The organism is Cobetia sp. D5, from assembly GCF_035666195.1.
In the GTDB taxonomy this organism is placed as follows: domain Bacteria; phylum Pseudomonadota; class Gammaproteobacteria; order Pseudomonadales; family Halomonadaceae; genus Cobetia; species Cobetia amphilecti.
In genome coordinates this window covers 2166308-2190486 of the sequence record NZ_CP142020.1, presented here as the reverse complement: position 1 = coordinate 2190486, position 24179 = coordinate 2166308, and the positions used below count along the sequence as shown (strand labels likewise).

Here is a 24179-nt window from a genome sequence, read left to right as displayed (position 1 = left end):
CACCCTTATGGCGAGTGATGGGTATTGGACGTGGCACTGGCGGGCTGGCGGCGATCACGGCGCCGCCATAGCCACCAACCCGCGAGGCCTGCCAGTGTCACGGCCACGATAATGCCCAGCCAGGCGAGGGTACCGGCGTGGCGTATCAGTGCCGGCACCGAGCGCTCGCCCGTGATCAGCTCATTGACGTCCTGCGCCGTGAGCTGGCTCTCGTCGTGCCCGCCAAACTCGGTTCTGACATGGTTGGCCACCTTGGCGATCTCGGCATGGCTCAACACTTCAGCAAAGCCCGGCATCTGAGGCAGTGGCGTCGCGCCTTGATAGGCGACACCCTGGGTGATCACCGCGATGAGGTTGCGCGGGTCGGCGCGCCGCAGGGTGGTGTTCCCGTTCAGACTCGGGTAGTAGGAGACCGGCTGACCATTGCCATCTGCCGCGTGGCAGGCTGCACAATGGGTGAGGTAGAGCCCCTGTCCGGTGTCTGGTTGCGCGATATCGTCTGGCCTGAGGCCTTGCGTTGCCAGCGTGTCTTCGCGGTGGCGGGTAGCGGGGCTCACCACCGGCTCATGGCCTAGCAGTGCCTGATTGGCCATCTGATCGAACACGGGCTGTTGCTGGGCCTCATCCTCAATTGCTGGCACCGTCTTCAGATAAGCGGCGATCGCCAGACGATCCTTCTCGCTCAGATATTGCAGGCTCTGATGGACAGCCTCGCCCATGGGGCCGGCTGCCTGGGCGACATAGCCTGCCATGCCATGTTTGAAATAATCCGCCAGTTGCTGGTCTTGCCAGGCACCGATACCCGACGTCTCATCGGAGGTTATGTTGGGGGCCGACCAGATTCCCAACCGTGCACCACTCAGATAACGCGTCGAGTCACTGGCCATGAAATCATCGCGAGGGGTATGGCAGGTACCACAATGTGCCAGATGATCCACGAGGTATTGCCCACGACTCACCGCCCCATCCTGCCCCTGTGAGGCAGGATCATCTTCAAGTTCGAGCGTATTCCACATCGCCATCAATATCCGGAAATTGAATGGGAAGTCCATGTCGGTGTGGGCCTCGGGTTCGCGATCCACTGCGGGAATACTTTGCAGATAGGCGTATAGTGCCGCGATATCGTCTTGCTTCATGCCACGATAGGAAGGGTAAGGCATGGCGGGATACAGATGGCTGCCGTCGGGCGTCTTGCCATGGCGCAACACGTTGGTGAGGTCTTCCAGCGAATAATCGCCGATACCGTATTCCTTTGATGATGTGATATTGGTGGCGACCACGTCGCCCATCGGCGTGCTGATCGGCCGGCCCCCAGCGTAGGGCGTGCCATCAGGGCCCATGTGACAAGCCGCGCAGTCAGCCGCCCGGGCGATGTATTTCCCATGCTCGATCTCGGCCCTGGGAGATGTGGTCTCGGTTGCTTCACTGGCATGAGCGGTGGCGATCCCTACCACACTGCCCAGTACCAGCAGTCCCGTTGTCCGTAACGATTGCTTGCGCATGAGTCACGTCCTGTCATGGGTAACGAAGGCAAATCGTGGCGTCCTGACCTGGATAATGACTATCAATCTTCCGGTCAAAGGACTGACATTCCTGTGTGATTCCTCTGAACAAGCCTTGTCGCTCTTCAATCCGGCTATCCAGGGTCAAGAACGTATTTCTCATCAGGTGATATTCTGCCACCTGCTAGTCTGACATGTTTTCATGTTAGTTCAGGTTCTGCGATTATTCTAAAGTGTAGCGATTTTCCGCAAGTTCATGGTGGGTGCCTTGAGAGAAGGGGCCACTGAAGCTGGAGTTGGATAGTTGAATTAACGGAAAACACCTGGCATCAAGAGCAGCTTTCAAGAGTAATCAGAAAGAGCAGTCGCGAGGAGACGGCCAGGCGAAGTCGCCAAGGGAAGATTGACAGGGGATACGGGGACGGCTTGATTGAGAGGGGTGCAGCGGAAAGCAGGACTGAGAGCGGAAGAGGCTCTCATCAGGATGGAATGATCAGGATGGAATAAAGAGGGGAGTCAGGAACGAAACGGGCAGCGGAGTGATTCTCTAAGTGCAGTGGGAGCAGTGGGCGAAACAGCGTGAATCTCAAGCTTCGTGCCTGAAGCCCTGTTTCTCAAGTGCTATATCTCAAGTGCTAGATCTCAAGTGCTATATCTCAAGTGCCATGTCTCAGGTTGTATATCTTCTCAGTCTGTATGTCTCAAGCCCATAGAGGTGGACGATAACTGAAAGCCGTGCGCAACCTGCCGAAGAGAGACGATAAATGCCCTCTGAACCATGCTTCCTGCATCTGGTTCAGAGGGACGTGGACTGCTAGCGCATGCGCTCGGTCAGCTTGCGGAATTCCTCGCGCATGGCGCTGTTCTCGAAGCTGGTGGCGACCGGCACCTGCAGTCCGGCGAGGGTGTCGAAGGTCTTGACACCCTGGCGGATCAGGTCGGCGACGTGAGCGCTGAGCTTGACGGTGCGATAGGTATTGGTCGCCACCGCAAGCTCGCGCTGGCTCTTGCTCAGAGAGGTCGTGACGCGGTCGCGCTGCTCGGTGACCAGCGAGCGATACAGGTTGATCGTCTTGAGCGTCAGCGCATTGGCGCGGATGTTGTTCTCCAGGCTCTCGCGTGACCCGCCTTGCTTGATCAGCGTGCGGGCTTCTCGCGTGGTGGCCTCGGCTTCGTCGGCGAAGCCTTGCAGTTGCGGCAATACCTCATCATTCACGCGCGTGATGAAGTCCTGCTGCATGGTCACGATCATGCGGTGAAGCATGACGACCATGCCGTAATAACGACGCGCGTAGTCGAGGTTCTCGCCGCTGTCGCGGGTCAGCTCCGCGAGCTGCTGAGCCACCGACTTGATGCTGGCGAACACGACACTCATGGTCAGCACATCATCGCCGACCACCGAGGACAGCCACACCTGGACCTGGTCTGGCGTCAGGGTGATGCCGATCTCCTCGAGTCGCGCGGCCAGCTTGCCTTCCAGCGCCGTCAGCTCATTCTGATAGGCGGCGATGTTCTTCTCATGCGCGGCGATCAGCAGATCATAATCGCCGCGCGTGCTGGCGGTGAATTCGCGCAGGGTATCGGTGGGCGTGAGGCGCGTCAGTGTCGAGACATCGGTATCAGGCGCAAGGATACGCTTTTCCTTCAACTCGGAAATCTCGCGGCGCGATTCGCGAATCTTGTCCTCGACCTGGCGATAGGTGCTGCGCAGTGTCGAGAGTTGCGGGACGTCGAGGGCCTGCATGGCTTCCTCGATCATATCGTCCATATCGCTGCGCGCCGACGCTTGATCGCGGCTGATCCATGCCTCTTCCGGCAAGGTGTCCATTTCATCGAAATAGCTGACCGCCTTCTTCAGGGTGGCGAAGGCTTCCGGCTGGTCAAAGCGCATATCGTCGTCTGACTGCGCTGTAGTGGGTACGAGAATCGCAAGAGATAATGTGAAAGTCACCAGCATTCGCCATGTTGAGGTGGCGGGGCGAATGCGAGTGTCTTGTGGTGTGCCATGTGTCATTGAATGAACTCGGGTCGGCGTGAAGCACGGCAGCGCAGAGTAGCAAAATCGCTGACAGGCGTCTCCGAGTGCAATGTGGGGAAGGCTTGCTCAGTGCGGTTGATAGGCTTGCGGCCGGCCGGTGAGGGGATCGATGCGGTCAAGCGAGGGCCCTTGATAGCGGTCGGTGATCAGGGCCACCACGGCGTCACCATATTGCTCGAACCAGAAATCGCCCATGGCCTTCAGATGCTTGATGTTGGTGGTGCTGATGTCGTCCATCGCGTCATCAGGCGCCTTGAGCATTCCCGGTTGCGGGCGCATCTCGGCATTGACGCGGATATAGCTGCCCGGCGGCGAGATGGTGATGGCCTGATAGCCGACCACCTTCTCGTCGGAGAGCACGTCGATCAGGCTGCCTTCCAGTACCCACTGCACTGCGCCCCAGTGCTGCGAATCCGGGCCATTGATCTTGCGCGTGCGTGTTCCGGTGCCGATCGACAGCACGCGACGTGGCTCATGCGGCCACAGGCGACAGGCTTCGGCGATGGCGCACATGGTGGGGTTGTTGGCGATGACGCCGCCATCGATCAGCCAGGTCTGCTCGTTGTCCGGCCCGAGCTTCATGTCGCGGGTCGGGAAGTAGGTGGGCGCCGCGCTGGAGGCGTCCGCCACCTGCCAGGCCAGCAGCTTGTGATGCTCGCACTTGCTCGACTTCAGGACATGCGGGCGGCGTCTCTCGATGCCGTAGGTGACGACAAGCACCTGCTTGCCAGCGGGGACATCCCTGAGCTTGGCCTGGCCGAGGTGCTTCTTGAGCATCGTGCTCTTGCCCTTGGCCTCGTACTTGGGCGCATTGATGCCATCGAGTTCGAACCAGCCGCGGTTGTCGGCGAAGATCTGCCTGGCGCTGGTCGCGCTGTAGAGCCCGTTAATGTCCTCGAGGCTCATGTCGGTGGTGGCCAGCGCCAGCGCGATCAGACTGCCGGTGCTGGTGCCCGCATAGAAATCGACCCGCTCACGCAGGCTGGTCTGATGGTCATTTCTGAGTGTCGCCTCGACACGCATCAGAAACTGTGCGGTGGCCGCCCCGCGTATGCCGCCGCCATCCAGTGAAAGAATCAGCTTGGACATGCTTGCCTCCTGCAGAGCGGGTAATGCTCAATCCTGTCCACGGCAACGTCTGTGGCTGCTACCAGAATAGAGAGGCCACTGGCTTTCAGCCGACTGAAAAGACTGATACGGACAGACAGGAGGACCTGATACTTCCAGGGGGAGCAAAGGCGGCATGAACGCGGAGCAGGCGCTGAGGTGCGGCGCATCTTCCATGAACAGTCCCCTATGCAAGAAGGCCACCCGGATCGGGTGGCCTTGCGTTTTCTGCGCGGTTGTTCCTCGCCGTTTGCGGCGGTACTGCCCTCAAGCATCAGGCGCAGTGGGCGCCTGAAGAAGCAGGGCGATCAGGTGTTGAGCACGACGCCGCCGTTGAGGTGAATCGTCTGGCCTGTCATGTAGCTTGAATCTTCGCTGGCCAGATAGACGTAGGCCGGGCCCATCTCGCTAGGCTGACCGGGGCGCTCCATCGGTACTTGCTGGCCGAAGTTGGCGACCTTTTCGTCCTCGAAGCTGGCGGGGATCAAGGGAGTCCAGACTGGGCCGGGTGCAACCGCATTGACGCGAATGCCGCGGTCCATCAGCGTGCCGGAAAGTGAGCGTACCAGCCCCTGGATGGCGCCCTTGGTGGCGCTGTAATCGATCAGGCTGTCGTTGCCCTTGAAGGCGTTGACGGATGAGGTGGCGATGATGGAGTCGCCTTTGGAAAGATGCGGCACGGCGGCCTTGATCATGTAGAAGTGGCTGAACAGATTGGTCTTGAAGGTGCGCTCGATCTGTTCGTCATCGATCTCGGTCACGTCATCCCAGTCGTACTGCTCGGCGGCATTGTTGACCAGAATATTCAGCTGTCCGAATTCCTCCATCGCACCCTCAACGACCTTGCGGCAGAAGGCCGGGTCACCGATATCCCCTGCGATGCGGCGTCCGCGTCTGCCTTCGGCTTCGATCAGACGGATGGTCTCCTGCGCATCGACTTCTTCACTGCCCAAGTGCGTGATCAGACAATCGGCTCCCTCGCGTGCGAAGTGCACGGCGGCGGCGCGGCCGATACCGCTGTCACCACCGGTGATGACTGCCACCTTACCCAGGAGCTTGCCGCTGCCGCGATAGCTCTCGCGGATATATTCGGGCTTGGGGTCCATGCGATGTTCATCGCCCGGTTGCTGGTTCTGATGCTGTGGGGGCTGTTGCTGAGTCATGCCGTCACCTCCGGTTCGTTGATCGTGAATGCGCTGATGCGCCTTCAGACGCTGAACGTCTGCCAATAGACCTGTGGACGATCCCGTCGGATTAAACCCCTCCATCATAATTTTCTTGTTTAGTAATGTTAAAACGCCCAGTCCTGCATGAGCAGAACTGGGCGTCGTGTTGTCTCGTTTCGGTACGCCTGGCGGTGGTCAGGAGAGCGCATCCTCATGCTTGTCATGCACGGTGGCTGGCATACTGGCACCCGCTGCCATGGACTGCGCAAGCGGAACACGCGGCTCACTTTCCTTGGTCTGTTCTATGCCATGCAGGCTTGGCAGATTAGCAGGGTCATGCCCGGGGCCGTTTTCGAGGCTGGGCAGGGCCTTGCGAATGATGCTCGTGCATAGCGCCCGATGTTCATGCAAAATCAGACCTTCCCGCTCGAGGAATTGCAGCAGCCGAGTGGCAGAAACCAATGCCACGATGGGATGGAGATCGCGAAAGTGTTCCTCGACCTGGCTGGCGCTGATCGTCGCGAGTCGCTCCGGATGAGTGTGCGGCATCGAAATATCCTCTTTTCGGGTTCCGATGAGTCGGAATCTTGAGTGATTCTCTAGGTGTCACGCTGCTTCGTCGGCGGTGAGGCTAGCCCATCTGCCGGCGAGACCCACGCGCTTTTCATTGCGCGTCAGCCATCAGGCAAGTGACAGTTGCTACTGAGAGTGTTCGTTCTGAGTGTGTCTGGTTTACGACGGTGTTGCGTTCTACAAAACCTAGTATTAGAGAATTCGCGAATATCTTCCAGCCTTGATGCGCGCATGCTCTCAATTTTCTCGTGCTTTCGCGAAACTTCATGCCTTCGCGCAGGCGGATACCTGCCATGGGGTTCTGACTGTTAGACTAACGCTCCCCCATGTCGTACAGATGTCCGTCATGTTGAATATAGTCAGGATGGCCACGAAGCCACCTGACAGATGATCATTTTTCCTTCTATGGATGTGCCATGAAACGCTTTGTGCTGCTCGATACCGCGCCGATCCCCGGCACGACGGATTCGTTGTGCCTGTTCGAGTATGGCGAGGACTTCGTCATCAAGATCGAGAGCGGCAAGGGCGGGCAGCTGATGAACACCCGCATGCATGGCTCGGAAGATGCGCTGGCCGAGATTCCTGCCGGCCTGCTCAAGAGCCGCGGCACGTCGGCGGCGCCGCAGCGCGTTCTGATCGGCGGCCTGGGGATGGGCTTCACGCTGGCTGCCGCGCTCAAGCACTTCAAGCCAGATGCCGAGGTGGTCGTCGCCGAGCTGGTACCGGGAGTGGTGGCCTGGAATGACGGCCCGCTGGGGGCTAAGGCGGGCTATCCGATTCGGGACCCGCGCACGACAGTCGAGAATCGCGATGTCGCCGAGGTGCTGCGTGAAGCGCCTGGCGGCTTCGATGCCATCATGCTGGATGTGGACAATGGCCCGGAAGGCCTGACCGCGGATGACAACGACTGGCTCTACAGTGCGGAGGGGCTGGCGGTATGCGCCAGGGCGTTGCGCCCGGCCGGCATTCTGGCGGTGTGGTCGGCCACAGCCGATGCTCGTTTCTCGCAGCGACTGTCGCGGGCCGGTTTCAAGGCCGAGGCGCGTCAGGTCTACGCGCATGGCACCTCGGGGGCCAAGCACACCATCTGGATCGCGCGTTACGTCGGGCGTACGGAGAAGCCTGATGACAAGACGAAGGCCGGGAAAGGCAAGGGCAAGCGCTCAGGCAGCCCAAGCAGAAAGCTGGCAGCGAAAGGTACCGCACGGCCATCCCGCCGCAAGTAACCCGAGTGCGTCGTGGCTGATGACGTGGTGGATGACTATTCGCCTTAGTCGTTGTGACACACGCTTTCACAGGCGTCGATGCCCTCATCGCAGGGTGGTGAACACATGAAAAAAACGGGCTGGCCACATGATGTGGTCAGCCCGTTTTCGTGTGCGTCATCGGCGGCTATCGATAGCGTTCAGCCTGTCACAGCGCCAAGCGCTTTCGACTAGGTCCGATGCTGGATTCTGGCTCAGGCCGCTTCGCGCGCCTTCATGTCCTGGTGATATTCCTCGGCGAGGCGCTTCTTGGTGGCGTCATCGAAGACGCGGCCTGCCAGCTGGAAGACTTCCTGCTCTTCCTCATCCAGATGGTGGGTCACCAGGTGCTCGAGTTGCTTGGCGGTGGCCAGCCAGCCAGGCGAGCTGTAGTCGGTCGCCTCGAGCTTCTCGACCAGCTCATCGATCTCATGGTGCTCGGCGACACTGTGACGCGCCTTCTCCTGCGTCATGTCGTGCTCCATCATCGGCATGTAGAGCGCGCGTTCCTCAGCACCGGCGTGATTGGTCAGCGATTCCTTGAGACGCTTGAACAGGTCATCGCGCGGCTCGCTGTCACCTTCGGTCTGCAGCAGCATGTCCAGCAGACGGCGTTGTTCGTCGTGGGTCTCGCGCAGGGCTTCAAATACGGTCATGTTCCAGCTCCTCATCATGTCTGGCGTGTTGAGTGGCGGGTCTGCTTGTGTGGTCTTGCTCAAGTGCGATCTTGCTTGTGTCAGGTCTGTACAACTCTGGTGGCGGATCGGCGGAAGTTCAAGTGCGCAACGGCGATCGGCCTTGAAAAAGGCTTGGCGCGAGTCAAGGAAGCAAGGGTGACCCTTGAATTCTTTGTTCGGTGGCGTGCCCGCAGCGGTGTCTGATCTATGCCAGCTGCCGGCCGCCACCGTCAGGAGCCCCGACATGTCCCAAGACCAGACCACGCCAGTCGATTCCTTCAGCCCCAAGGGGTCCCACGCGCCGGCGTTATCGGCGTCGCTGTCCGGCAGTCAGCTGGACCGGCCGCCGGGCGGTGGCTGGCCGTCGATCAAGGCGGTCGAGAAGTTCATCTGGCAGGAGCATCTGCCCATCGAGGGCCATCGCAGCCTGATGAAGATGAACAAGCCCGATGGCTTCTACTGCCCGAGCTGCGCCTGGCCGAATGGTGACAAACCCAAGGGGGCCAACTTCTGCGAAAACGGTGCCAAGGCGCTGGCGTGGGAGGCGACACGTGAACGTGTCAGTGATGAGCTGTTCGCCAACAATACGCTCAGCGAGTTGCGTGAATGGTCGGATCACCATCTGGAGAAGGAAGGGCGCTTGACGCGCCCCCTGCGCTACAACGCCCAGACGGACCGCTACGAGATCACCAGTTGGGAAGCGGCCTACGCCGAGATCGGCCAGCGCCTCAAACGCTATGAGGACACGAATCAGGTCGAGTTCTACACCTCGGGGCGTACCTCCAACGAGGCGGCGTTCTTGTTTTCCCTGTTCGGGCGCATGTACGGCACCAACAATTTCCCGGACTGCTCGAACATGTGCCACGAGACCACCTCGCGGGCGCTGCCGGAGTCCATCGGCATCGGCAAGGCGACGGTCAATCTCGAAGACTTCAAGCAGGCCGATGCCATCTTCATCTTCGGCCAGAACAGCGGTACCAACAGCCCGCGCATGATGGGGGATCTCCACGAGGCGCGTGGCCGCGGGGCCGAGGTGGTCAGCTTCAACCCGCTGCGCGAGCGGGCGCTGGTCAGCTTTGCCGATCCGCAGTCGCCCAAGGACATGCTGAGCGGCAAGGGCGTCGAGATCAGCAGTCAGTATCATCAGCTGCGCATCGGCGGAGACCTCGCCGCCGTGCAGGCGATGTGCAAGTACGTGATCGAGGCCGACGATGCGCTGCGCGAGCGCAATCCGCATGCGGTGGGCTATCTGGATCACGACTTCATCGCCCAGCATACCCACGGCTTTGATGCCTTCGCCGAGCATTGCCGCAAGCTCGAGTGGCAGGACCTGGTCGCCATGTCCGGCCTGTCACGCGAATCGCTGGAACAGGCGGGGCAGACCTATCTGGAGGCTGAGCGCGTGATCTGCTGCTGGGGCATGGGCATCACCCAGCATGCGCGCGGCGGCGACACCATCCAGCAGATCATCAATCTGTTGCTGCTGCGCGGCAATATCGGCAAGCCCGGCGCGGGCGCCTGCCCGATACGCGGCCATTCCAATGTGCAGGGCGACCGCACCGTCGGCATCGAGAACCTGCCCAATGACGCGATGTTGGATGCCTTCGATCGGGTCTTCGATATCAAGTGCCCGCGCGAGAATGGCCATGATGTCGCCGAATGCTGCGAGGCGATTCTGCGCGGTGAGGTACGTGCCTTCATCGGCATGGGCGGCAACTTCTTCCGTGCGATTCCCGATCAGAAGCGTGTGATCGAGAAGGTGCACGATCTCGACATGACGGTGCATGTCGCCACCAAGCTCAATCGCAGTCACCTGCACCCCGGCAAGCATGGTTGGGTGCTGCCCACGATTGGCCACAGCGAACGTGACCTGCAGGCGGGCGCCGATGGCAAGGGCGCGGAGCAGGTCTCCAGTGCCGAGGACGGTATGTGCAACGTGGCGCCGTCGCGCGGCGTGATGGCACCGGCGGACCCAAGCCTGCACTCCGAGATCGCCATTACCTGTCAGCTGGCCAAGGCGACGTTGCCGCCGCACCCCACCGTGGATTGGGATTGGCTGCAGGCGGATTACGCACGGATTCGTGACTGCATCGAAGAGGTCTTCCCGCAGATCTTCCCCGACTACAATGCGCGCCTGGCTCAGGGCGGCTTCCACATCCGCATCGCGCCGCGCGAGCGTATCTGGCATACCGACTCGGGGCGTGCCAACTTCCTGTTCCCCGAGGGGTTGGGCACGGATGAGCAGGGTCTCGACAAGGTGACCCACGAGACACTGAACATGGATAGCACCTTCCTGCTCATCACCATGCGCGGGCATGACCAGTTCAATACCACCGTCTACTCCAATGATGATCGCTATCGCGACGTCTATGGCACGCGCATGGTGGTGATGATCAGCCCGCAGGATCTCGAGACGCTGGGGCTGAGCGAGGGGCAGCGCGTGACGCTGGAAACGGCCAGCGAAGACGGCGTTGAGCGCAGCATGGCGGGCTTCAAGCTCAAGGAATACGACATCCCGACCGGCTGTCTGGCAGCGTATTACCCGGAAACCAATGACCTGATTCCGCTGGATCACCGCGATGCGCGCAGCAATACGCCCGCCTCGAAATCGGTGCCGGTCAGACTGCGCCTGATGGACACTGAAGAGGTCAATGCCAGCGAAGGGGTGTTGGCGAGCAGCTGAAGGGTTCAGCATGAACCGCTAAACAAGGAAAGGCTGAAAAAATTTGCATCCTGTGCTCGGCGTCAGGTTTCGATGTCAGTGCAGGACGCCTCGAGCCACGCCACGCGCTGCACTGAAAGAGTGCGCCGCGTGGCGTTCTGGTGTCTGGCGCTCAAGTTGATGCCAACGTCGGCGTAATTGAGGGGTTTGTAGGTACTGCGCCGGACTAGTCGCGAAATCATTTCTGGAGGCGGTCTTGCGCCCGATCGCGTCTGCTGACAGGCCAGATCCTGACGCCTGTGTCAGCTTCATGAGGCAGACGACGAGCTGGCGTCTTGCACGGTTTGAGGATGGGTGGCGTGAATCTTGCGTGGTGGTAGGGTAGCGACCGCCGCTCTGACCACCACCTTGCGCGCAGGGGGCGGTGGCCGGCGTTCAGGCAGGCTGACACCACCACAAGACTCGACGACTCACGACCGAGCTCCAGGAAGGCACTCATGGCAGAACACTCCTCACCGCACGCCTCAGACCGCACCTCAGATCAGCAATCGATGACAGGCGAATCCGGCAATGACTATCCCTTGAGCGAAGTCCCCGCTTCGGCACGACGTGGGCTGCTTTCCACCTCGATGGTGCTGCTCGGCTTCACCTTCTTTACCGCCACCATGTGGGCGGGTGGGTCATTGGGTGCCGCGTTCGCGCTCAATGAACTGCTGTGGATCATCGTGATCGGCAATCTGCTGCTCGGCGGTTACGCCGCTGCCTTGGCCTATATCGCCTGCAAGAGTGGTCTGAATTCAGTGCTGATGGGACGGCTGTGCTTTGGCGAGAAGGGCAGTCGCCTGTCTGACTTCGTGCTCGGGTTCACCCAGATCGGCTGGTACGCCTGGGGCACCGCGACCATCGCCATCGTGCTGGTCAAGACACTCGGCTTGCCCGAGTGGCTGACCACGCCGCTGATGATCATCTTCGGTTTCGCCTTCTGTCTGACGGCGATGATCGGCTATCGCGGGCTGGACATGCTCTCGCGCATCGCCGTGCCGGCCATGCTGCTGTTCATCCTGTTCAGTCTCTACACCGGCATGGTCGATGTCGGTGGCGTGGCAGGCCTTGCGGCACTGACGCCGACGGATTCCATGAGCTGGACGGCCGCCATTACCGCGGTGATCGGCACCTTCATCAGCGGTGGCACCCAGGCAACCAATTGGAGCCGCTTCGCGCGTTCGCCGAAGATCGCCGTCATTGCCACCCTGGCGGCTTTCTTCGTCGGCAATGGCCTGATGGTGCTCACCGGCGCGCTCGGCGCGATGATCTACCAGCAAGCCGATATCGTTGACGTGATGATCGCCCAGGGGCTGGTCAGCCTCGCCGTCCTGATGCTGTTCCTCAATATCTGGACCACCCAGGACAACACCATCTACAACTTCGCGATCGCCGGCTGCAATCTGCTGCGTACCCCGCATCGTCAGCGTGTCACCCTGGGCGGCGCGGCCATCGGCACAGTGCTGGCGGTACTCGGCATGTATGAGTGGCTGATTCCGTTCCTGATTCTGCTCGGTACCTTCATCCCGCCGATCGGCGGCGTGATCATGGCCAACTTCTGGCTAGGCCACAAAGGACAGTATCCGCGCCTCGCCGAGATGCCTAAGGTGGATTACCACTGGCCGGGGCTCGCCGCCTACGCCATCGCCTGCCTGTGCGCCTGGAGTTCACCCTTCATGCCGCCGGTCGTGGGTGTCATGGTCGCCTTCGTCGTCTACGGCGGTCTGATCAAGCTTGCCAGGGTCGAGCTGGCCAGCAAGACGGCGGCGTGAGTCGCTGAGCGTCTGATGTGAAGGACAGATGAATATGAAGCGCCCAACGAGTCCTGGACTCGTTGGGCGTTTTTCCTGGGGGGGGTAGCGTCAGGGTAGAGCCGCTTGATGCACAATATGGTTGTGCATAGAATGAGGGAAAAAGGTGCTGCCATGGCGGTGGAGTTCAGGGATGTGTGGCTCGAGAGCTTCTATGAGCATGATGTTGGCCACCGCAAGATACCTGCGGCGCTCTCCAGTTAGCTCTATCGAAAGTTGCAGATTCTCGATGCCGCAAGTCAGGAGTCTGATCTGAGGGTCCCACCGGGCAATCGGTTCGAGCATCTGCAGGGCAATCTCGCAGGTTATTGCTCGATTCGTGTCAACAAGCAGTATCGACTCATCTTCCGGTGGGAGGCGGGGGTCGCCCATCAAACATATCTAGACCCGCATGCTTACAAGGGCTAGAGGAGGTAGCAGTGATGAGAAACACCCAGCGGCGCCCGCTGACAGTAGGAGAGATGTTGACGGCAGAGTTTCTGGAGCCGATGAACATCGATATCCGCACCCTGGCCGAGGCGATGGGAGTGCACAGAAATACTCTGAGCCGTATCGTGCATGACAAGGGCACCTTGACGGCACCGATGGCCATCAAGCTGGCAGCTGCGCTAGGCAATACGCCGGAATTCTGGCTCAACATCCAGCATGCCGTGGAGCTTTGGGATGTGCGTCATCGTGCCTACGCGCAGGATGCCAAGGGTGTACGTCGGATAACACCGCAAGTGGATGCCGGCGAGCTTGCCTCGCATTGACGGCGCGCGCTTTTCACGGCGGGTGATTGAGATGGCGTGAGCCCGAGAGCTTATGCCCAGCAATGCAAAGCCCCAGCCTGAAACTCAGGCTGGGGCTTTGTGCTTTGCGCATTCGGTAACGCCTCGTCGTGCCGCTCGCGTTGATCAAGCGGTTGCTGGCCTCACCTGAATCACCAGGCAGACGGCGATTAGCGCCATGCCGAGCCAGCCGAGCGGAGCGATATGTTCCCCGACGATGGTGACGGCGAGCAGCGCGGCGACCAGCGGTTCGAACAGGGTGAGCAGGGTGGCCTTGCTGGCGGCAACGGTCTTCAGGCCGTAGCCGAAGGCAATATAGCCAAGGAACATCGGTACCAGCGCCATGTAGAGCGCGACCGATGTGTTGCCGGGGGTGGCGAACAGGCGCGGATCGGCCATCAGCATGCTGAGACCCAGGCCGGCGATCAGTGCGATACCGGCGACACCGAACAGGCTGCCCATGGCAGCGCGAGCGTGGGTGCCGTGGTCCATCATGCGCCGGGCGATCAGTGAATAGGCGGCGTAGGTCGTGCCGGCGATGATGCCCAGCAGGATACCGGTAAGGCGTTGCCAGTCAGCATCAGGCACGCTCCCTGACCCTGTCGCCATCGGGTCGCCGCCGGCGCTGACGGCGCTGACGGTGGGAATGTCTCCGCCATGAGTGGCCGTTTCGCCCATCGCCATCATCACCACACCGGCAATGCCCAGCGCGAGGCTGAGATACCAGCTCAGCGTGAGTCGGTGGTGGCCGAACAGGCGCTCCAGAATCGCCGCGGCCAATGGCGCCGTGGCGATGGTGATCACCGTGCCGATGGCGACACCGGCCAGATGCATCGAGGAGTAGAAAGCCAGCGGGTAGATGACGACACACACGGCACCGAGCAATACCCAGCGCTTCTGCGCCAACAGCAGGCTCAGACAGCCCATGATATTGGGTCGTGCGATCATTGCCTGAAGCAGGCCGCCGATACCCATGGCGAAGGCGCCGGTTGCCAGCGGACTGACATCCTGGTTGAAGTGGGCCGCCGTGCCAGTGGTGCCCCACAGCAGCGCGGCAAACAGCACGGCCAGGCTCCCCATGTCGGTCGACCTTGAAGAGGCCGCGATATCAGAGCGAGTGGTTGTCATGGTGATGTCCTTGCGTATCTTGCCAATCCCGCGGCCGATTTCAGTCGCAGCATGAGTCCTGCGAAAGTGTGCTGAAACCACTTTCGGTCAAGTGAGTCACCGCGCCGGCTGAGTACCGCTCAGGGCACGTACTCCAACTTGCCAAGAATTCGCTCATGGCCGTCAGGCGTCGTGATGCTGCCATGGCGCCGACCCTTGCTCAGGCCCATGCTTGGCATCGCGGCCATGCTCGGTACCGCTCCAGGGATCACGCCACGAATCACGCTCACCCCAATGAGCAGCGTCGTCTTTTGGCTCAACCAGAGCGTCGGAGGCCGTGTCGGGCGTCGTCCAGGCCGCGAGGTCTGCCTGCGGGCTGGCCATCGGAGCCTGCGTTGCCTGCGGCCGCAATTGCAGCATCAGGCAGGTCATGATCAGCACCATGCCGATGGCGCCCATCAGCGTGAACTGCTCGCCGACCACGATGACGGCCAACAGGCCCGCCACCAGTGGCTCGAACATGGTCAGGACTGTCACCCGGCTGATGGGCACGCTGGCGAGCCCGCGTCCGAAGATGAGGCTGGCCAGCAGCATCGGGATCAGCGCCATGTAGATGGCGACCGCCGAATTCACCGGCGTGGCAAACAGGCGCGGATCGAGGAACAGGCAGCTGATGGCCAGGCCGATCAACAGTATGACGCCGGCACAGCCGAACATTGCCCCCATGGCTGCACGGCGATGCACGCCCAGCAGCATCATGCGTCTGGCAAGCAGCGAATAGGTGGCGTAGCTCGCGCCGGCCAGCACGCCCAGCCCGATACCGATGAGCTTGCGGCTTTCGCTGGCAACGCCGCTGGCAGTGGCTTGCGCTGCCGTATCCGCCAGACGTGTCTCGCCCACTGCCATCAGTCCCACGCCAGCCATGCCCAGCATCAGCGCTGCGTACCAGCGCACACTGACGCGCTTGCGATCCAGCACATATTCCAGCACCGCTGCCGCCAACGGCGCCGTGGCGATGGTGATCACGGTGCCCATCGCCACGCCGGTGTATTCCATGGCCGAATAGAAGGCCAGCGGGTAGACGATGATGAATAGCGCTGCCCACAGCACGAGATGCTTATGAACCAGCAGGGCGGCCAGCTCCTCATGAAGGATTCGTCGCGACAGCACTGCCTGAAGAATGCCGCCAAAGCCCATGGCGAAGGCGCCGGTGGCCAGCGGACTGACATCCTGATTGAAGTGGGCGGCGGTGCCGGTCGTGCCCCATAGCAGGGCGGCCGTGAGGACGGAAAGGTTGCCGATCTGGCGTTCCAGCGCTGGGCGGAAGGGCGTCCGGGAGAAGGAGTGCTGCATGGTGGATGGCTCGCAATGAAGTGTGTCTCGGAGTGCACGAGATTACGCCTCATCGCGAGAATATATTGTGCTGAAACTACGCTCTGATCTGCCAGGAGAAGCAAAACGTCATATACCGCCACATTGCGGTGGTTGACTGCTGATTCGGATGCTCAATCGGTTGTTCAGATGATCGAATCAGTCGGTCATTCAGTCGTTCAGTCATTCGGGGGAGTGAGGCTCGAATACTGGCGCGTCATCTCGCGTGGCGACTGGCCGAAGTAGCAGGAAAAGCGCCGCGAGAAGGCGGAGAGGTTCTGATAGCCGACGGCCTCGGCGACCTGCTGGACGCTGAGATCGGTATGGATCAACTGCGCCCGCGCGCGCTCCATGCGTCTGGCAGTCAGGTACTGCTTGACGCTGACGCCCAGATTTTCGCGGAACACCTTGTGAAACTGGGTCGGGCTCAGGTGGGCGAGTCGGGCCAGTGATGCCACGTCGTGGGGCTGCTCAAGCTGCGCGTTCATGACGTCGAGCACCCTGAGCAGACGACGGTCGACGCGTTGATCACAGGTCTGCTTCTCCAGCAGGCCGAAAAACAGCGCGATGGAGAGCTGATCGATGTGCTTGTCGACCTTACCCTGCAGCTGCGCTTCGAGAAACAGCAGGTAGTTCATCAGCAGGGTGCTGATCGAGAACACCACGCGTTGCGACGCCGCGAGGTTGTCGGGCAGATAGTCCAGGTCAGCGACGATGAAGCGCGCGGCGTCCTTGGCATGAAACAGATGTGACTCCCCGGGGCGAATGATGACGCACTCGCCGGTGACCACGGTGCCGTTATGGTTGCCGACCTGGATATCGAGATGGCCGCGGATCGGCAGCACCAGTTGGTGGTGGGCGTGATCATGGACCGTGGCCTGTGGGGTATAGGCGCGCAGCGAGAGTGTCGTCATGGTGCGGTGGCCATCATCCGGCGATGCAAGGGCAGCATGTAGAGCAAGAAGAACACGCGGGTATCAGCGGCTCAGCTCGATGCTGCGGGTCTGGCCGCGGCCGACCTGAACCTGACTGAGAATCAGCGGGCTGCGTGTGCCGTCCGGCAACTGGACGACACCGGCGGCATAGAAGGTGCCGGATGGCAGGCCAGTGGCAGTGAAGTAGCCATTGCTGTCAGTGCGCACGATGTGGGTGTAGGCCTGGGCGCGCGGGTCGGCGCGGGACGCCGTCTTGCCTGCCAGTGCCAGTTCCGCGGCTTCCGCGGAGTAGGTGGTGACTGGGGCGATCGAGATGCCCGCCCGGTTGGCGTAGATCGTCTGGCCCTGCCACTCATAGGACATGCGGCCCTTGATCACCGAGGTGCCGGTCTTGTCGAGCCTGGCGTACTCCGCCTCCGGGAAGGCGACGGTGCGCTGGACGCGCTGCTCGCCCTGTTCGGTCTGCGAGGAGGAGCCCAAGTCCGGCAGCGAAATGCTGTCGGCCATGCGCGAGGCGCTTTCACACCCGGCAAGAATGGCGGTACACATGAGCAGAGCGAGCGGAGTACGCAAGTGACGAAGCATGGCGAGTCTTCCCTGAAGTCGAGTGATGGGCGGCGCGGGCGTCGGCTCGTGAGCGAGCCAGTCTGGCCACAGCTGCTGCCTTTGCCCCACATCCTACTGCGCCGAGCACAGTCAGGGAACTGCCGGTGGGCGGGAGACAGGCGCGGGTAACTCTTGCGTCAGGCATCGGCATTCGCGGGCATCCGCTGGTAACTCTCGCGGTTTCGACCGACCCTTGTCAGTAGGCCAGCAGCAAGCGTTTGCCCGTGAGCGGGCTGGGTTGCGTGAAGCGTGCCTCTTGAGTTGCATAAACAGAAACTCCTTGTTCATTATACGTTTGTCTATAACTTGGCGGCGCTTGTTACCATGCTGCGAATCAAACCCTGTGCAAGGGCTACGCAAGAGCTGTTCGAAATCGCTCGAGGTCTGCTTGTGTGCTGTTAGAGCGCTATCCGAGTGCAGCACACAGGCGGCAATACTGCCTTGTGCACTGGCGTCGGGTGAACCATTCATTGTCCGGGAGGGCCGCATGTCGACATCCCAGAGTGCTACTGATCCTTCACGTCGCCAGCTATTGAAGCTGGGACTCGGTGGAGCAGGTATGGCCATGTTCGGTGGTCTGTCCCTTCAGGCCCTGGCCGAGACGGTCGCTGACGAGCAACAGACACAGGATGACAGTGCCTTCGCGACGTTCATGGTCCTGTCGCGCTGGCTGCTCAGCGACAAGACCCTGGATGAACGGCTAGGGCAGCGCTATTTTGAGGCGCTGGCGAGAATCCCGGCCGAGGGAGTGCCCGGTGTCGGCAGCTTGCCGGCCCTCAAGACCCGCCTGCTGGCCCTGGGCGAGTCGCGAGAGTACGTGAAAAAGGAAGACCTGAGTGACGGCGAGATGGCGCTGGTGCGCCGTCTGCTGCAGGCCTGGATGCTGGGCACGGTCGGCAGGTCGATCAGTGATCCCGCCGCCGAGGTCATCGCCTTCGAGCGCGCTGGCATGTATGCCGGGCCGCGCGATGTGCAGGTGGTGCGTACCTATTGCCCCAATCGTCCGGGGTTCTGGGCCGAGGCACCCAAGGCCTGAGTGGTCACGCTTACTCCCAAGGCTTGCGCGTGGCGGATGGTCGGGTCTTGAGTCCGTGCTTGGTCATCAGCTTCTGACCGAGCAAGGCATCAGCCCTTGAATCGCCTGAATGCCAGACCTTCCAGGGGCGTCCTGACCGCCCCTGTTGCTGTTCCCAATTTCCCGAGGAGAATCCTGCATGGCCGAGGAATCCCGTGCGTATGATGCCGATGTGATCGTGGTCGGGTCTGGTGTTGCCGGTGCCCTGATCGCACATCGCTTGGCCGAGGCCGGCAAGTCGGTCATCATGCTGGAAGCAGGCCCGCGCATGCAGCGCTGGCAGATCGTCGAGCGCTTCCGCAACCAGGCCAACAAGATGGACTTCATGGGGCCTTATCCTGCCAGCAAGGCAGCGCCCCATCCGATGCTCTACGGCGAGAATGCCGACTATCTGGTACAGAAGGGGGAGCAACCCTACGACGCCCAGTACATTCGTGCCGTCGGCGGCACTACCTGGCACTGGGCGGCGTCTGCCTGGCGTTTTCTGCCCAGCGATTTCGTGCTCAATAGCGAGTATGGCGTCGGGCGCGACTGGCCGATCGGCTATGACGACCTGGAAGACTATTACTTCCGTGCCGAGGTCGCGCTGGGTGTCTGGGGGCCGAATGATGTCGATCTTGGCAGCCCGCGCAGCGCAGAGTATCCGATGGCACCGCTGCCGCTGTCGTGGAACGAGCGGCGGGTCAGCGAGCGCATCAATCCCCACGGCTTTGACATGGTCACCGAGCCGGTGGCGCGCAACAGCCGCCCCTATGATGAGCGCCCGACCTGCTGCGGCAACAACAACTGCATGCCTATCTGCCCGATCGGTGCGATGTATTCCGGCATCATCCATGTCGAGAAGGCCGAACGTGCCGGTGCCAGACTGATCGACAATGCCATCGTGCATCATCTGGAAAGCGACGCCAGCGGCAAGATTCGCGAGGTGCGCTATCTGGACCCCGACGGCAAGCAGCATCGCCTGAGCGCGGCGCGGGTGGTGCTGGCGGCCAATGGTATCGAGACGCCCAAGCTGATGCAGATGTCGGTCAACGCCCATACCCCCGATGGGGTGGGTAACCAGAACGACATGGTCGGCCGGCATCTTATGGACCATCCCGGTACCGGGGTGAGCTTTCTGGCCGATGAGCCGCTCTGGGCCGGGCGTGGCCCTCAGGAGATGACCTCGATCATCACCTGGCGCGACGGCGACTTCCGCAAGGACTTCGCGTCCAAGAAGCTGCACCTGTCCAACATTGCCCGCACGCAGCAGATGACCACGGAGGTGCTGTCGGAAACACCGCTCAGGCTCGGCGCGGATCTGCAGGCGCAGATCGATAACCGCGCCAGCCGCTATGTGCAGTTCGACAGCTTCCACGAGCTGTTGCCAGAGGCCGCCAATCGCATCACGCCGTCAAAAAAACGTGACGCTCTCGGCCTGCCGCGCCCGGAATTCCGTTATGCTATCGATGATTACGTCAAGCGCAGCGCCGCGCATACCCGTGAACAATATGCGCGTATCGCTCAGCTGATGGGAGGCACCGACATCGCGTTCCGTGATGAGTTCTCCAACAACCAGCATATCTGCGGTACGACCCTGATGGGAGACAACCCCAAAGACTCCGTGGTGGATCGCGATTGCCGAGTGCATGGCCATGACAACCTGTTTGTCGCCAGCTCCGGCTGCATGCCCACCGTCGGGTCGGTCAATTGCACCCTGACCATCGCGGCGTTGTCTCTGCGTATTGCCGATCTGCTCGAACAGGAAATATAAGCATGGTCCCGCACGTCCGTACTGCTGGCACCCGTGATGCCATTGATGAGAAAGGTCGCGGTGCCCGCCCGATCCTTCACCCCGCACGCCTGACCCGTGCCGTCCGCCTGGCCGCCATTGCGGGCACCAGTGCCATGTTGCTCAGCGCCTGCGGCAGCGGCGAGGATGAGCACGCCAGACAGGTACAAGCCGACAAGGCCGCCACCGATGACCCCGCGCTGATCGAGAAGGGCCTGTACATGGCGCGCGCCAGTGATTGCGCGGCCTGTCACAGCACCGAGGACGGCGATGAATATGCCGGTGGCCTCGGCTTCGAGACCCCGGTGGGCGAGATCTACGCCACCAACATCACCCCGGACACCGAGCACGGCATCGGCAACTACACCCTCGAGGAGTACACCCGTGTGCTGCGCGAGGGCGAGGCTGCCGATGGTCACAACCTCTATCCGGCGATGCCGTTCCCTTCCTATGCCCGTCTGACGGATGAGGACATCAAGGCGCTCTATGCCTGGAACATGCATGAGGTGACGCCGAGCAGCACGCCCAGCCGCGAAAGCGAGATTCCGTTCCCGCTCAACATGCGTTGGCCGATGGCGCTGTGGGAAGAGATCTTCTCGCCGCTGGAGCCGTGGCAGGACCACGAGGACAAGAGTGCCGACTGGAACCGTGGCGCCTATCTCGTTCAGGGGCCGGGCCACTGTGGCAGCTGTCACACCGAGCGTGGCTTCGCCTTCCAGGAAACGGCGCTGACCGGTGATGAAGAAGGCTATCTGGGCGGGGCGATGATCGAAGGCTGGCGCGCCTTCAACCTCACGCCGGACATGCAGGATGGTCTGGGCAGCTGGAGCGAGCAGGATATCCAGACCTATCTGGCGACCGGCAACCTCAAGGGCAAGGCGCAGGCTGGCGGCCCGATGGCGGATGTGGTCGAGCACTCCATGCGTTACATGAGTGAAGACGACCTGCGCGCCATCGCGGTTTATCTGAAGTCGATTCCGGCGGTGGATGGCAAGGGCGAGCAGGGCGAGGCGGTCAATGATGGTGATCGCGAGGCCGAAAGCGAGCCGCAGGTCGCCACGCGCTTCAATCAGGGGGCACCGGCCGATGATGTGCTGTTGCTGCGCGGTCAGCCGCTGGACAAGCGTCCCGACGATGAAGATCTGATCGGCCAGCTGACCGATGCCACGCCGGGCGTGCGTCTGTATCTGGGCCACTGCGCCATGTGTCACGGCGCGGATGGTGCCGGCACCCAGGATGGCTACTACCCGTCGCTGTTCCACAACAGCGTGACCGGCAGTGTCTATCCGGACAATCTGGCCCAGGCGATCCTCAATGGCGTGCAGCGTGAGAACAATGGCCACAGTGTCTTCATGCCGGCCTTCGATGACAGCCTGACCGATGATGAGCTGATCAATCTGATGGACTATCTCGAGAATCGCTTCGGGGAAGGCCATCAGTCCGAGACGCTGGCATCGCCCGAAGCGCGTCGTCAGCAGCTGAGCGACAAGCTCGAGGACTGGCGCAAGCACTGAGATCTGTGCTGACAGGCCTGCGCAAGTGCTTGGTCGCCGAGTAAAAAGACAGCCCATGAAAGCGGGCTGTCTTTTCCGTGACCTGCACCACGGCGCCGACATGCGATTGTCGTGTGCGTTCAGTGCCGTCTCATCCCGCGCTCGGTATCCTCCATGACTGGTTCATCCGTGGCTGGCGATGTCACACAGTTGGGGTAATATTGCCCCATGCAGGACCCCCGATTCACATTCATCCCGCTCGGGTTGCGCTCAAATGCAGCACAAACTGAAGAACTGCGGTAGAATGTGCGCCCAGACTTTAGCTCTTTATCAATTATTCGAGGCAACATAGCAGTATGACCGACGCTAATCTTGACGACCAGCTTGCATCCCTGTTTCAGGAGCAGGACACCAAGCAGGACCAGAACGCCCGCATCAAGGAGCTGGAGCGTCAGCTGCGTGAAGCCAGCAAAGAAGCCGACAAGCTCCGCAATGCCCGTGACAAGGCAAAGAAGGAAGTCGAAGACCTGCGCGCTCGCAACGAACGCCTGAGCGAGAAAGCCGCAGCCTCTGACAAGCACCGCAAGCAGGTCGAACACGAGTTCAACCAGAAGCTGGTGCAGTACAAGGCACGTCTGGCACGCGAACAGGCCATCGCGCAGTCTCGCATGATGCCGATGGGCGCAGCCGTCGAGGAAGCGACCGAAGAAGCCGATGCGGCCTCTCTGGAAGACCTCGGCCTCAACGCTGCCGCTATCCGTGCCCTGACTGACGCTGGCTACGACGATGTCGCCAAGGTCCGCAAGGCTCACGCTGATGGCGTGATCTCTGAAGTCAAGGGCATCGGCCCGAAGGCTCAGTCCCAGATCGCTGAAGCCCTCGACGCCTGATCGTTGCCCTTGATCGAAAAAACCCGCCAATCGGCGGGTTTTTTTGTGTCTGTCATTTGCCCTGTGGCGGGCATGACTGTTGGGCCTACGGCCGGGTCTACACCTGGGGCTACTGCTGGGTTTGCTGCTATAGCTCAGGCCAGCTGACCGCTGACTGCTGCTCGCCCAGCCAGTCCTTGAGGGCGGTGCGCATGTCGGCGGTCGGGATAGCGCGCCCGTTCAGCGCATGCACCACCTTGGGCAGACTCGGCGCCTCACCGGCATCCGCCGGCCAGGCCTGCTTGAGCGTGAAGGCGAGCTTCATCGGCTCTTCGCCGTGCAGGCTCTGCTGCATACGGGCGTGCTCAACGGCCAGTGACTCTAGTTCGGCCTCAAGGCTCGCATCTTCGATATCGGCGCGGCTGACCAGCAGCATGCGCGGCAGGTCGAGCATGTCGGCGCGCGGCAGCCAGTCCTTGGACAGCGGATGCAGCGCCACCAGACGCGTCGCGTCATCGCCGTTGAGGAAGGCGGCGTGCATCTTGCGGCTGTTGATCAGTGCCTGAGGCGCATCCCCGACATATTCATCGCCTTCGAGCTCTTCCAGCGAGCGTGGGTTGACCAGCTGCATGCTGGAGCCGACCTTGACCTCGACCCACTGCTTCAGCGCCAGATGCGAGCGTGCATCGTCATCGCGCATCACCACTCGCACCGCACGGGTGGTGTCATTGAGGAAGCGGATCAGCAGCTCCTGGGGCTCGAACAATTCGGTGTAGCGGATCAGCTCGTCACGCGCGACCAGGCTGACATCGTCGAGATCCGCGCCGTCCAGCACTCGCAGGGACATGCCGCTCTCGGCCAGTGCCTTGAGCATCTGCGGTGTCAGGTAGGCGGCGTCGAGGCTGCCATCGCTCAGCCCTTGCTCCACGGCCTCGTGGCTTGAGAACTGCTTGAGCAACAGCGGGCTGCTCAGTTGCTCATCAAGGGTGCCCTCGGCTTCAAGCATCACGGCGGGGCTGACGCTGACGCCGCCATCGGCGGGCATGCCGATCTCCAGCGCGCTGGCGTGCTGGGCAAGAGTCAGGCTGGCAGTGGTGAGCGACAGGGTGGCGAACATGCGTGCCAGGCGCGGGCGAGATATCGGTAGTGATATCGAAGGACAGAACAGTGCAGGGGGAAGCAGGGACATCTGGCACTCCGGCAACGGTAACAGGGTGATGGCGTACGGCAGCGATGACAGCGCTCGCGCGTGGGCGCCAATGGTAGCCGTTTGATCTGTGGGTGTCAGGCACGGCGCGGCGTCATGTCTCACCTTGCCGCCAGCACGCCATCCTGCAGGCTGACCGTGAAGATGATCGTG

Annotated in this window: 20 protein-coding genes; 9 read left to right on the top strand and 11 right to left on the bottom strand. The window is 61.4% G+C overall.

All coding sequences use genetic code 11. The features are described from left to right. Positions 1-5: 5 nt before the first annotated feature. The 5 genes from U0O11_RS09130 to U0O11_RS09110 form a co-directional block, all read right to left on the bottom strand. Complete coding sequence (locus U0O11_RS09130) at positions 6-1502, bottom strand: cytochrome c (RefSeq protein ID WP_324689512.1); 1497 nt, start codon at positions 1500-1502, stop codon at positions 6-8. An 814-nt stretch (positions 1503-2316) separates the two neighbouring features. Continuing rightward, on the bottom strand, positions 2317-3393 hold the full coding sequence (locus tag U0O11_RS09125) for a hypothetical protein (protein ID WP_324689511.1): 1077 nt from the start codon (positions 3391-3393) through the stop codon (positions 2317-2319). Between the two features lie 213 nt (positions 3394-3606). Further along, the gene (locus U0O11_RS09120) at positions 3607-4629 is read right to left on the bottom strand and encodes a patatin-like phospholipase family protein (RefSeq protein ID WP_324689509.1); all 1023 of its coding nucleotides are present in this window, start codon (positions 4627-4629) and stop codon (positions 3607-3609) included. Between the two features lie 326 nt (positions 4630-4955). Further along, positions 4956-5810, bottom strand: a complete 855-nt coding sequence (locus U0O11_RS09115; protein WP_324689507.1) for an SDR family oxidoreductase — start codon at positions 5808-5810, stop codon at positions 4956-4958. Positions 5811-6008: 198 nt separating this feature from the next. Next, positions 6009-6362, bottom strand: a complete 354-nt coding sequence (locus U0O11_RS09110) for a hypothetical protein (protein WP_324689505.1) — start codon at positions 6360-6362, stop codon at positions 6009-6011. A gap of 440 nt (positions 6363-6802) precedes the next feature. Here U0O11_RS09110 and U0O11_RS09105 point away from each other — a divergent pair, with 440 nt between their 5' ends. After that, positions 6803-7612, top strand: a complete 810-nt coding sequence (locus U0O11_RS09105) for a spermidine synthase (protein ID WP_442872623.1) — start codon at positions 6803-6805, stop codon at positions 7610-7612. A gap of 233 nt (positions 7613-7845) precedes the next feature. Here U0O11_RS09105 and U0O11_RS09100 read toward each other — a convergent pair whose 3' ends face one another. Continuing rightward, the gene (locus U0O11_RS09100; protein ID WP_153635859.1) at positions 7846-8286 is read right to left on the bottom strand and encodes a hemerythrin domain-containing protein; all 441 of its coding nucleotides are present in this window, start codon (positions 8284-8286) and stop codon (positions 7846-7848) included. Positions 8287-8551: 265 nt separating this feature from the next. Between U0O11_RS09100 and U0O11_RS09095 the strand changes: the two genes are divergently transcribed. The 4 genes from U0O11_RS09095 to U0O11_RS09080 all read left to right on the top strand — a co-directional run bounded on the left by U0O11_RS09095 (position 8552) and on the right by U0O11_RS09080 (position 13574). Further along, the gene (locus U0O11_RS09095; protein WP_324689502.1) at positions 8552-10990 is read left to right on the top strand and encodes an FdhF/YdeP family oxidoreductase; all 2439 of its coding nucleotides are present in this window, start codon (positions 8552-8554) and stop codon (positions 10988-10990) included. Between the two features lie 530 nt (positions 10991-11520). Beyond that, entirely contained in the window at positions 11521-12783 is a 1263-nt protein-coding gene (gene codB / locus U0O11_RS09090; protein ID WP_324692506.1) for a cytosine permease, read from the top strand. 255 nt (positions 12784-13038) lie between these two features. Next, complete coding sequence (locus U0O11_RS09085) at positions 13039-13230, top strand: type II toxin-antitoxin system RelE/ParE family toxin (RefSeq protein ID WP_324689499.1); 192 nt, start codon at positions 13039-13041, stop codon at positions 13228-13230. Positions 13231-13244: 14 nt separating this feature from the next. Then, positions 13245-13574, top strand: coding sequence for a HigA family addiction module antitoxin (locus tag U0O11_RS09080; RefSeq protein WP_153635856.1), 330 nt, complete (start codon positions 13245-13247; stop codon positions 13572-13574). 144 nt (positions 13575-13718) lie between these two features. Here the strand turns inward: U0O11_RS09080 and U0O11_RS09075 are convergent, their stop codons facing one another. The 4 genes from U0O11_RS09075 to U0O11_RS09060 form a co-directional block, all read right to left on the bottom strand. Continuing rightward, positions 13719-14720 (bottom strand): DMT family transporter, encoded by a 1002-nt coding sequence (locus U0O11_RS09075; protein ID WP_324689497.1) that lies wholly within the window; start codon positions 14718-14720, stop codon positions 13719-13721. 162 nt (positions 14721-14882) lie between these two features. After that, complete coding sequence (locus tag U0O11_RS09070) at positions 14883-16052, bottom strand: DMT family transporter (RefSeq protein WP_324689495.1); 1170 nt, start codon at positions 16050-16052, stop codon at positions 14883-14885. A 197-nt stretch (positions 16053-16249) separates the two neighbouring features. After that, a complete protein-coding gene (locus U0O11_RS09065) occupies positions 16250-16984 on the bottom strand; it encodes an AraC family transcriptional regulator (RefSeq protein ID WP_324689494.1) in 735 nt (244 codons plus the stop codon). Positions 16985-17047: 63 nt separating this feature from the next. Beyond that, a complete protein-coding gene (locus U0O11_RS09060; protein ID WP_324689492.1) occupies positions 17048-17512 on the bottom strand; it encodes a carboxypeptidase regulatory-like domain-containing protein in 465 nt (154 codons plus the stop codon). Positions 17513-18098: 586 nt separating this feature from the next. Between U0O11_RS09060 and U0O11_RS09055 the strand changes: the two genes are divergently transcribed. From U0O11_RS09055 to U0O11_RS09040, 4 genes are all read left to right on the top strand, one after another. Beyond that, positions 18099-18647, top strand: coding sequence for a sugar dehydrogenase complex small subunit (locus tag U0O11_RS09055; RefSeq protein WP_324689491.1), 549 nt, complete (start codon positions 18099-18101; stop codon positions 18645-18647). A 178-nt stretch (positions 18648-18825) separates the two neighbouring features. Then, positions 18826-20439, top strand: a complete 1614-nt coding sequence (locus U0O11_RS09050) for a GMC family oxidoreductase (RefSeq protein ID WP_324689490.1) — start codon at positions 18826-18828, stop codon at positions 20437-20439. A 2-nt stretch (positions 20440-20441) separates the two neighbouring features. Further along, on the top strand, positions 20442-21971 hold the full coding sequence (locus U0O11_RS09045; RefSeq protein WP_324689488.1) for a c-type cytochrome: 1530 nt from the start codon (positions 20442-20444) through the stop codon (positions 21969-21971). Between the two features lie 335 nt (positions 21972-22306). Further along, positions 22307-22840, top strand: coding sequence for a hypothetical protein (locus U0O11_RS09040; protein ID WP_054556587.1), 534 nt, complete (start codon positions 22307-22309; stop codon positions 22838-22840). A 127-nt stretch (positions 22841-22967) separates the two neighbouring features. Here U0O11_RS09040 and U0O11_RS09035 read toward each other — a convergent pair whose 3' ends face one another. Next, positions 22968-24008: a hypothetical protein gene (locus tag U0O11_RS09035; RefSeq protein ID WP_324689485.1), complete on the bottom strand. Its 1041-nt coding sequence runs from the start codon at positions 24006-24008 to the stop codon at positions 22968-22970. Positions 24009-24179: the final 171 nt, after the last annotated feature.

Excerpts from the sequence above, each read along its gene's own strand:
- U0O11_RS09095 (WP_324689502.1), top strand. The coding sequence starts at position 8,552 with ATGTCCCAAGACCAGACCACGCCAGTCGATTCCTTCAGCCCCAAGGGG.
- U0O11_RS09115 (WP_324689507.1), bottom strand. The coding sequence starts at position 5,810 with ATGACTCAGCAACAGCCCCCACAGCATCAGAACCAGCAACCGGGCGAT.
- U0O11_RS09050 (WP_324689490.1), top strand. The coding sequence starts at position 18,826 with ATGGCCGAGGAATCCCGTGCGTATGATGCCGATGTGATCGTGGTCGGG.
- U0O11_RS09070 (WP_324689495.1), bottom strand. The coding sequence starts at position 16,052 with ATGCAGCACTCCTTCTCCCGGACGCCCTTCCGCCCAGCGCTGGAACGC.
- U0O11_RS09040 (WP_054556587.1), top strand. The coding sequence starts at position 22,307 with ATGACCGACGCTAATCTTGACGACCAGCTTGCATCCCTGTTTCAGGAG.
- U0O11_RS09055 (WP_324689491.1), top strand. The coding sequence starts at position 18,099 with ATGTCGACATCCCAGAGTGCTACTGATCCTTCACGTCGCCAGCTATTG.
- U0O11_RS09130 (WP_324689512.1), bottom strand. The coding sequence starts at position 1,502 with ATGCGCAAGCAATCGTTACGGACAACGGGACTGCTGGTACTGGGCAGT.
- U0O11_RS09035 (WP_324689485.1), bottom strand. The coding sequence starts at position 24,008 with ATGTCCCTGCTTCCCCCTGCACTGTTCTGTCCTTCGATATCACTACCG.
- U0O11_RS09080 (WP_153635856.1), top strand. The coding sequence starts at position 13,245 with ATGAGAAACACCCAGCGGCGCCCGCTGACAGTAGGAGAGATGTTGACG.
- codB (WP_324692506.1), top strand. The coding sequence starts at position 11,521 with ATGACAGGCGAATCCGGCAATGACTATCCCTTGAGCGAAGTCCCCGCT.
- U0O11_RS09100 (WP_153635859.1), bottom strand. The coding sequence starts at position 8,286 with ATGACCGTATTTGAAGCCCTGCGCGAGACCCACGACGAACAACGCCGT.
- U0O11_RS09075 (WP_324689497.1), bottom strand. The coding sequence starts at position 14,720 with ATGACAACCACTCGCTCTGATATCGCGGCCTCTTCAAGGTCGACCGAC.
- U0O11_RS09060 (WP_324689492.1), bottom strand. The coding sequence starts at position 17,512 with ATGGCCGACAGCATTTCGCTGCCGGACTTGGGCTCCTCCTCGCAGACC.
- U0O11_RS09065 (WP_324689494.1), bottom strand. The coding sequence starts at position 16,984 with ATGACGACACTCTCGCTGCGCGCCTATACCCCACAGGCCACGGTCCAT.
- U0O11_RS09125 (WP_324689511.1), bottom strand. The coding sequence starts at position 3,393 with ATGCGCTTTGACCAGCCGGAAGCCTTCGCCACCCTGAAGAAGGCGGTC.
- U0O11_RS09120 (WP_324689509.1), bottom strand. The coding sequence starts at position 4,629 with ATGTCCAAGCTGATTCTTTCACTGGATGGCGGCGGCATACGCGGGGCG.
- U0O11_RS09110 (WP_324689505.1), bottom strand. The coding sequence starts at position 6,362 with ATGCCGCACACTCATCCGGAGCGACTCGCGACGATCAGCGCCAGCCAG.
- U0O11_RS09105 (WP_442872623.1), top strand. The coding sequence starts at position 6,803 with ATGAAACGCTTTGTGCTGCTCGATACCGCGCCGATCCCCGGCACGACG.
- U0O11_RS09045 (WP_324689488.1), top strand. The coding sequence starts at position 20,442 with ATGGTCCCGCACGTCCGTACTGCTGGCACCCGTGATGCCATTGATGAG.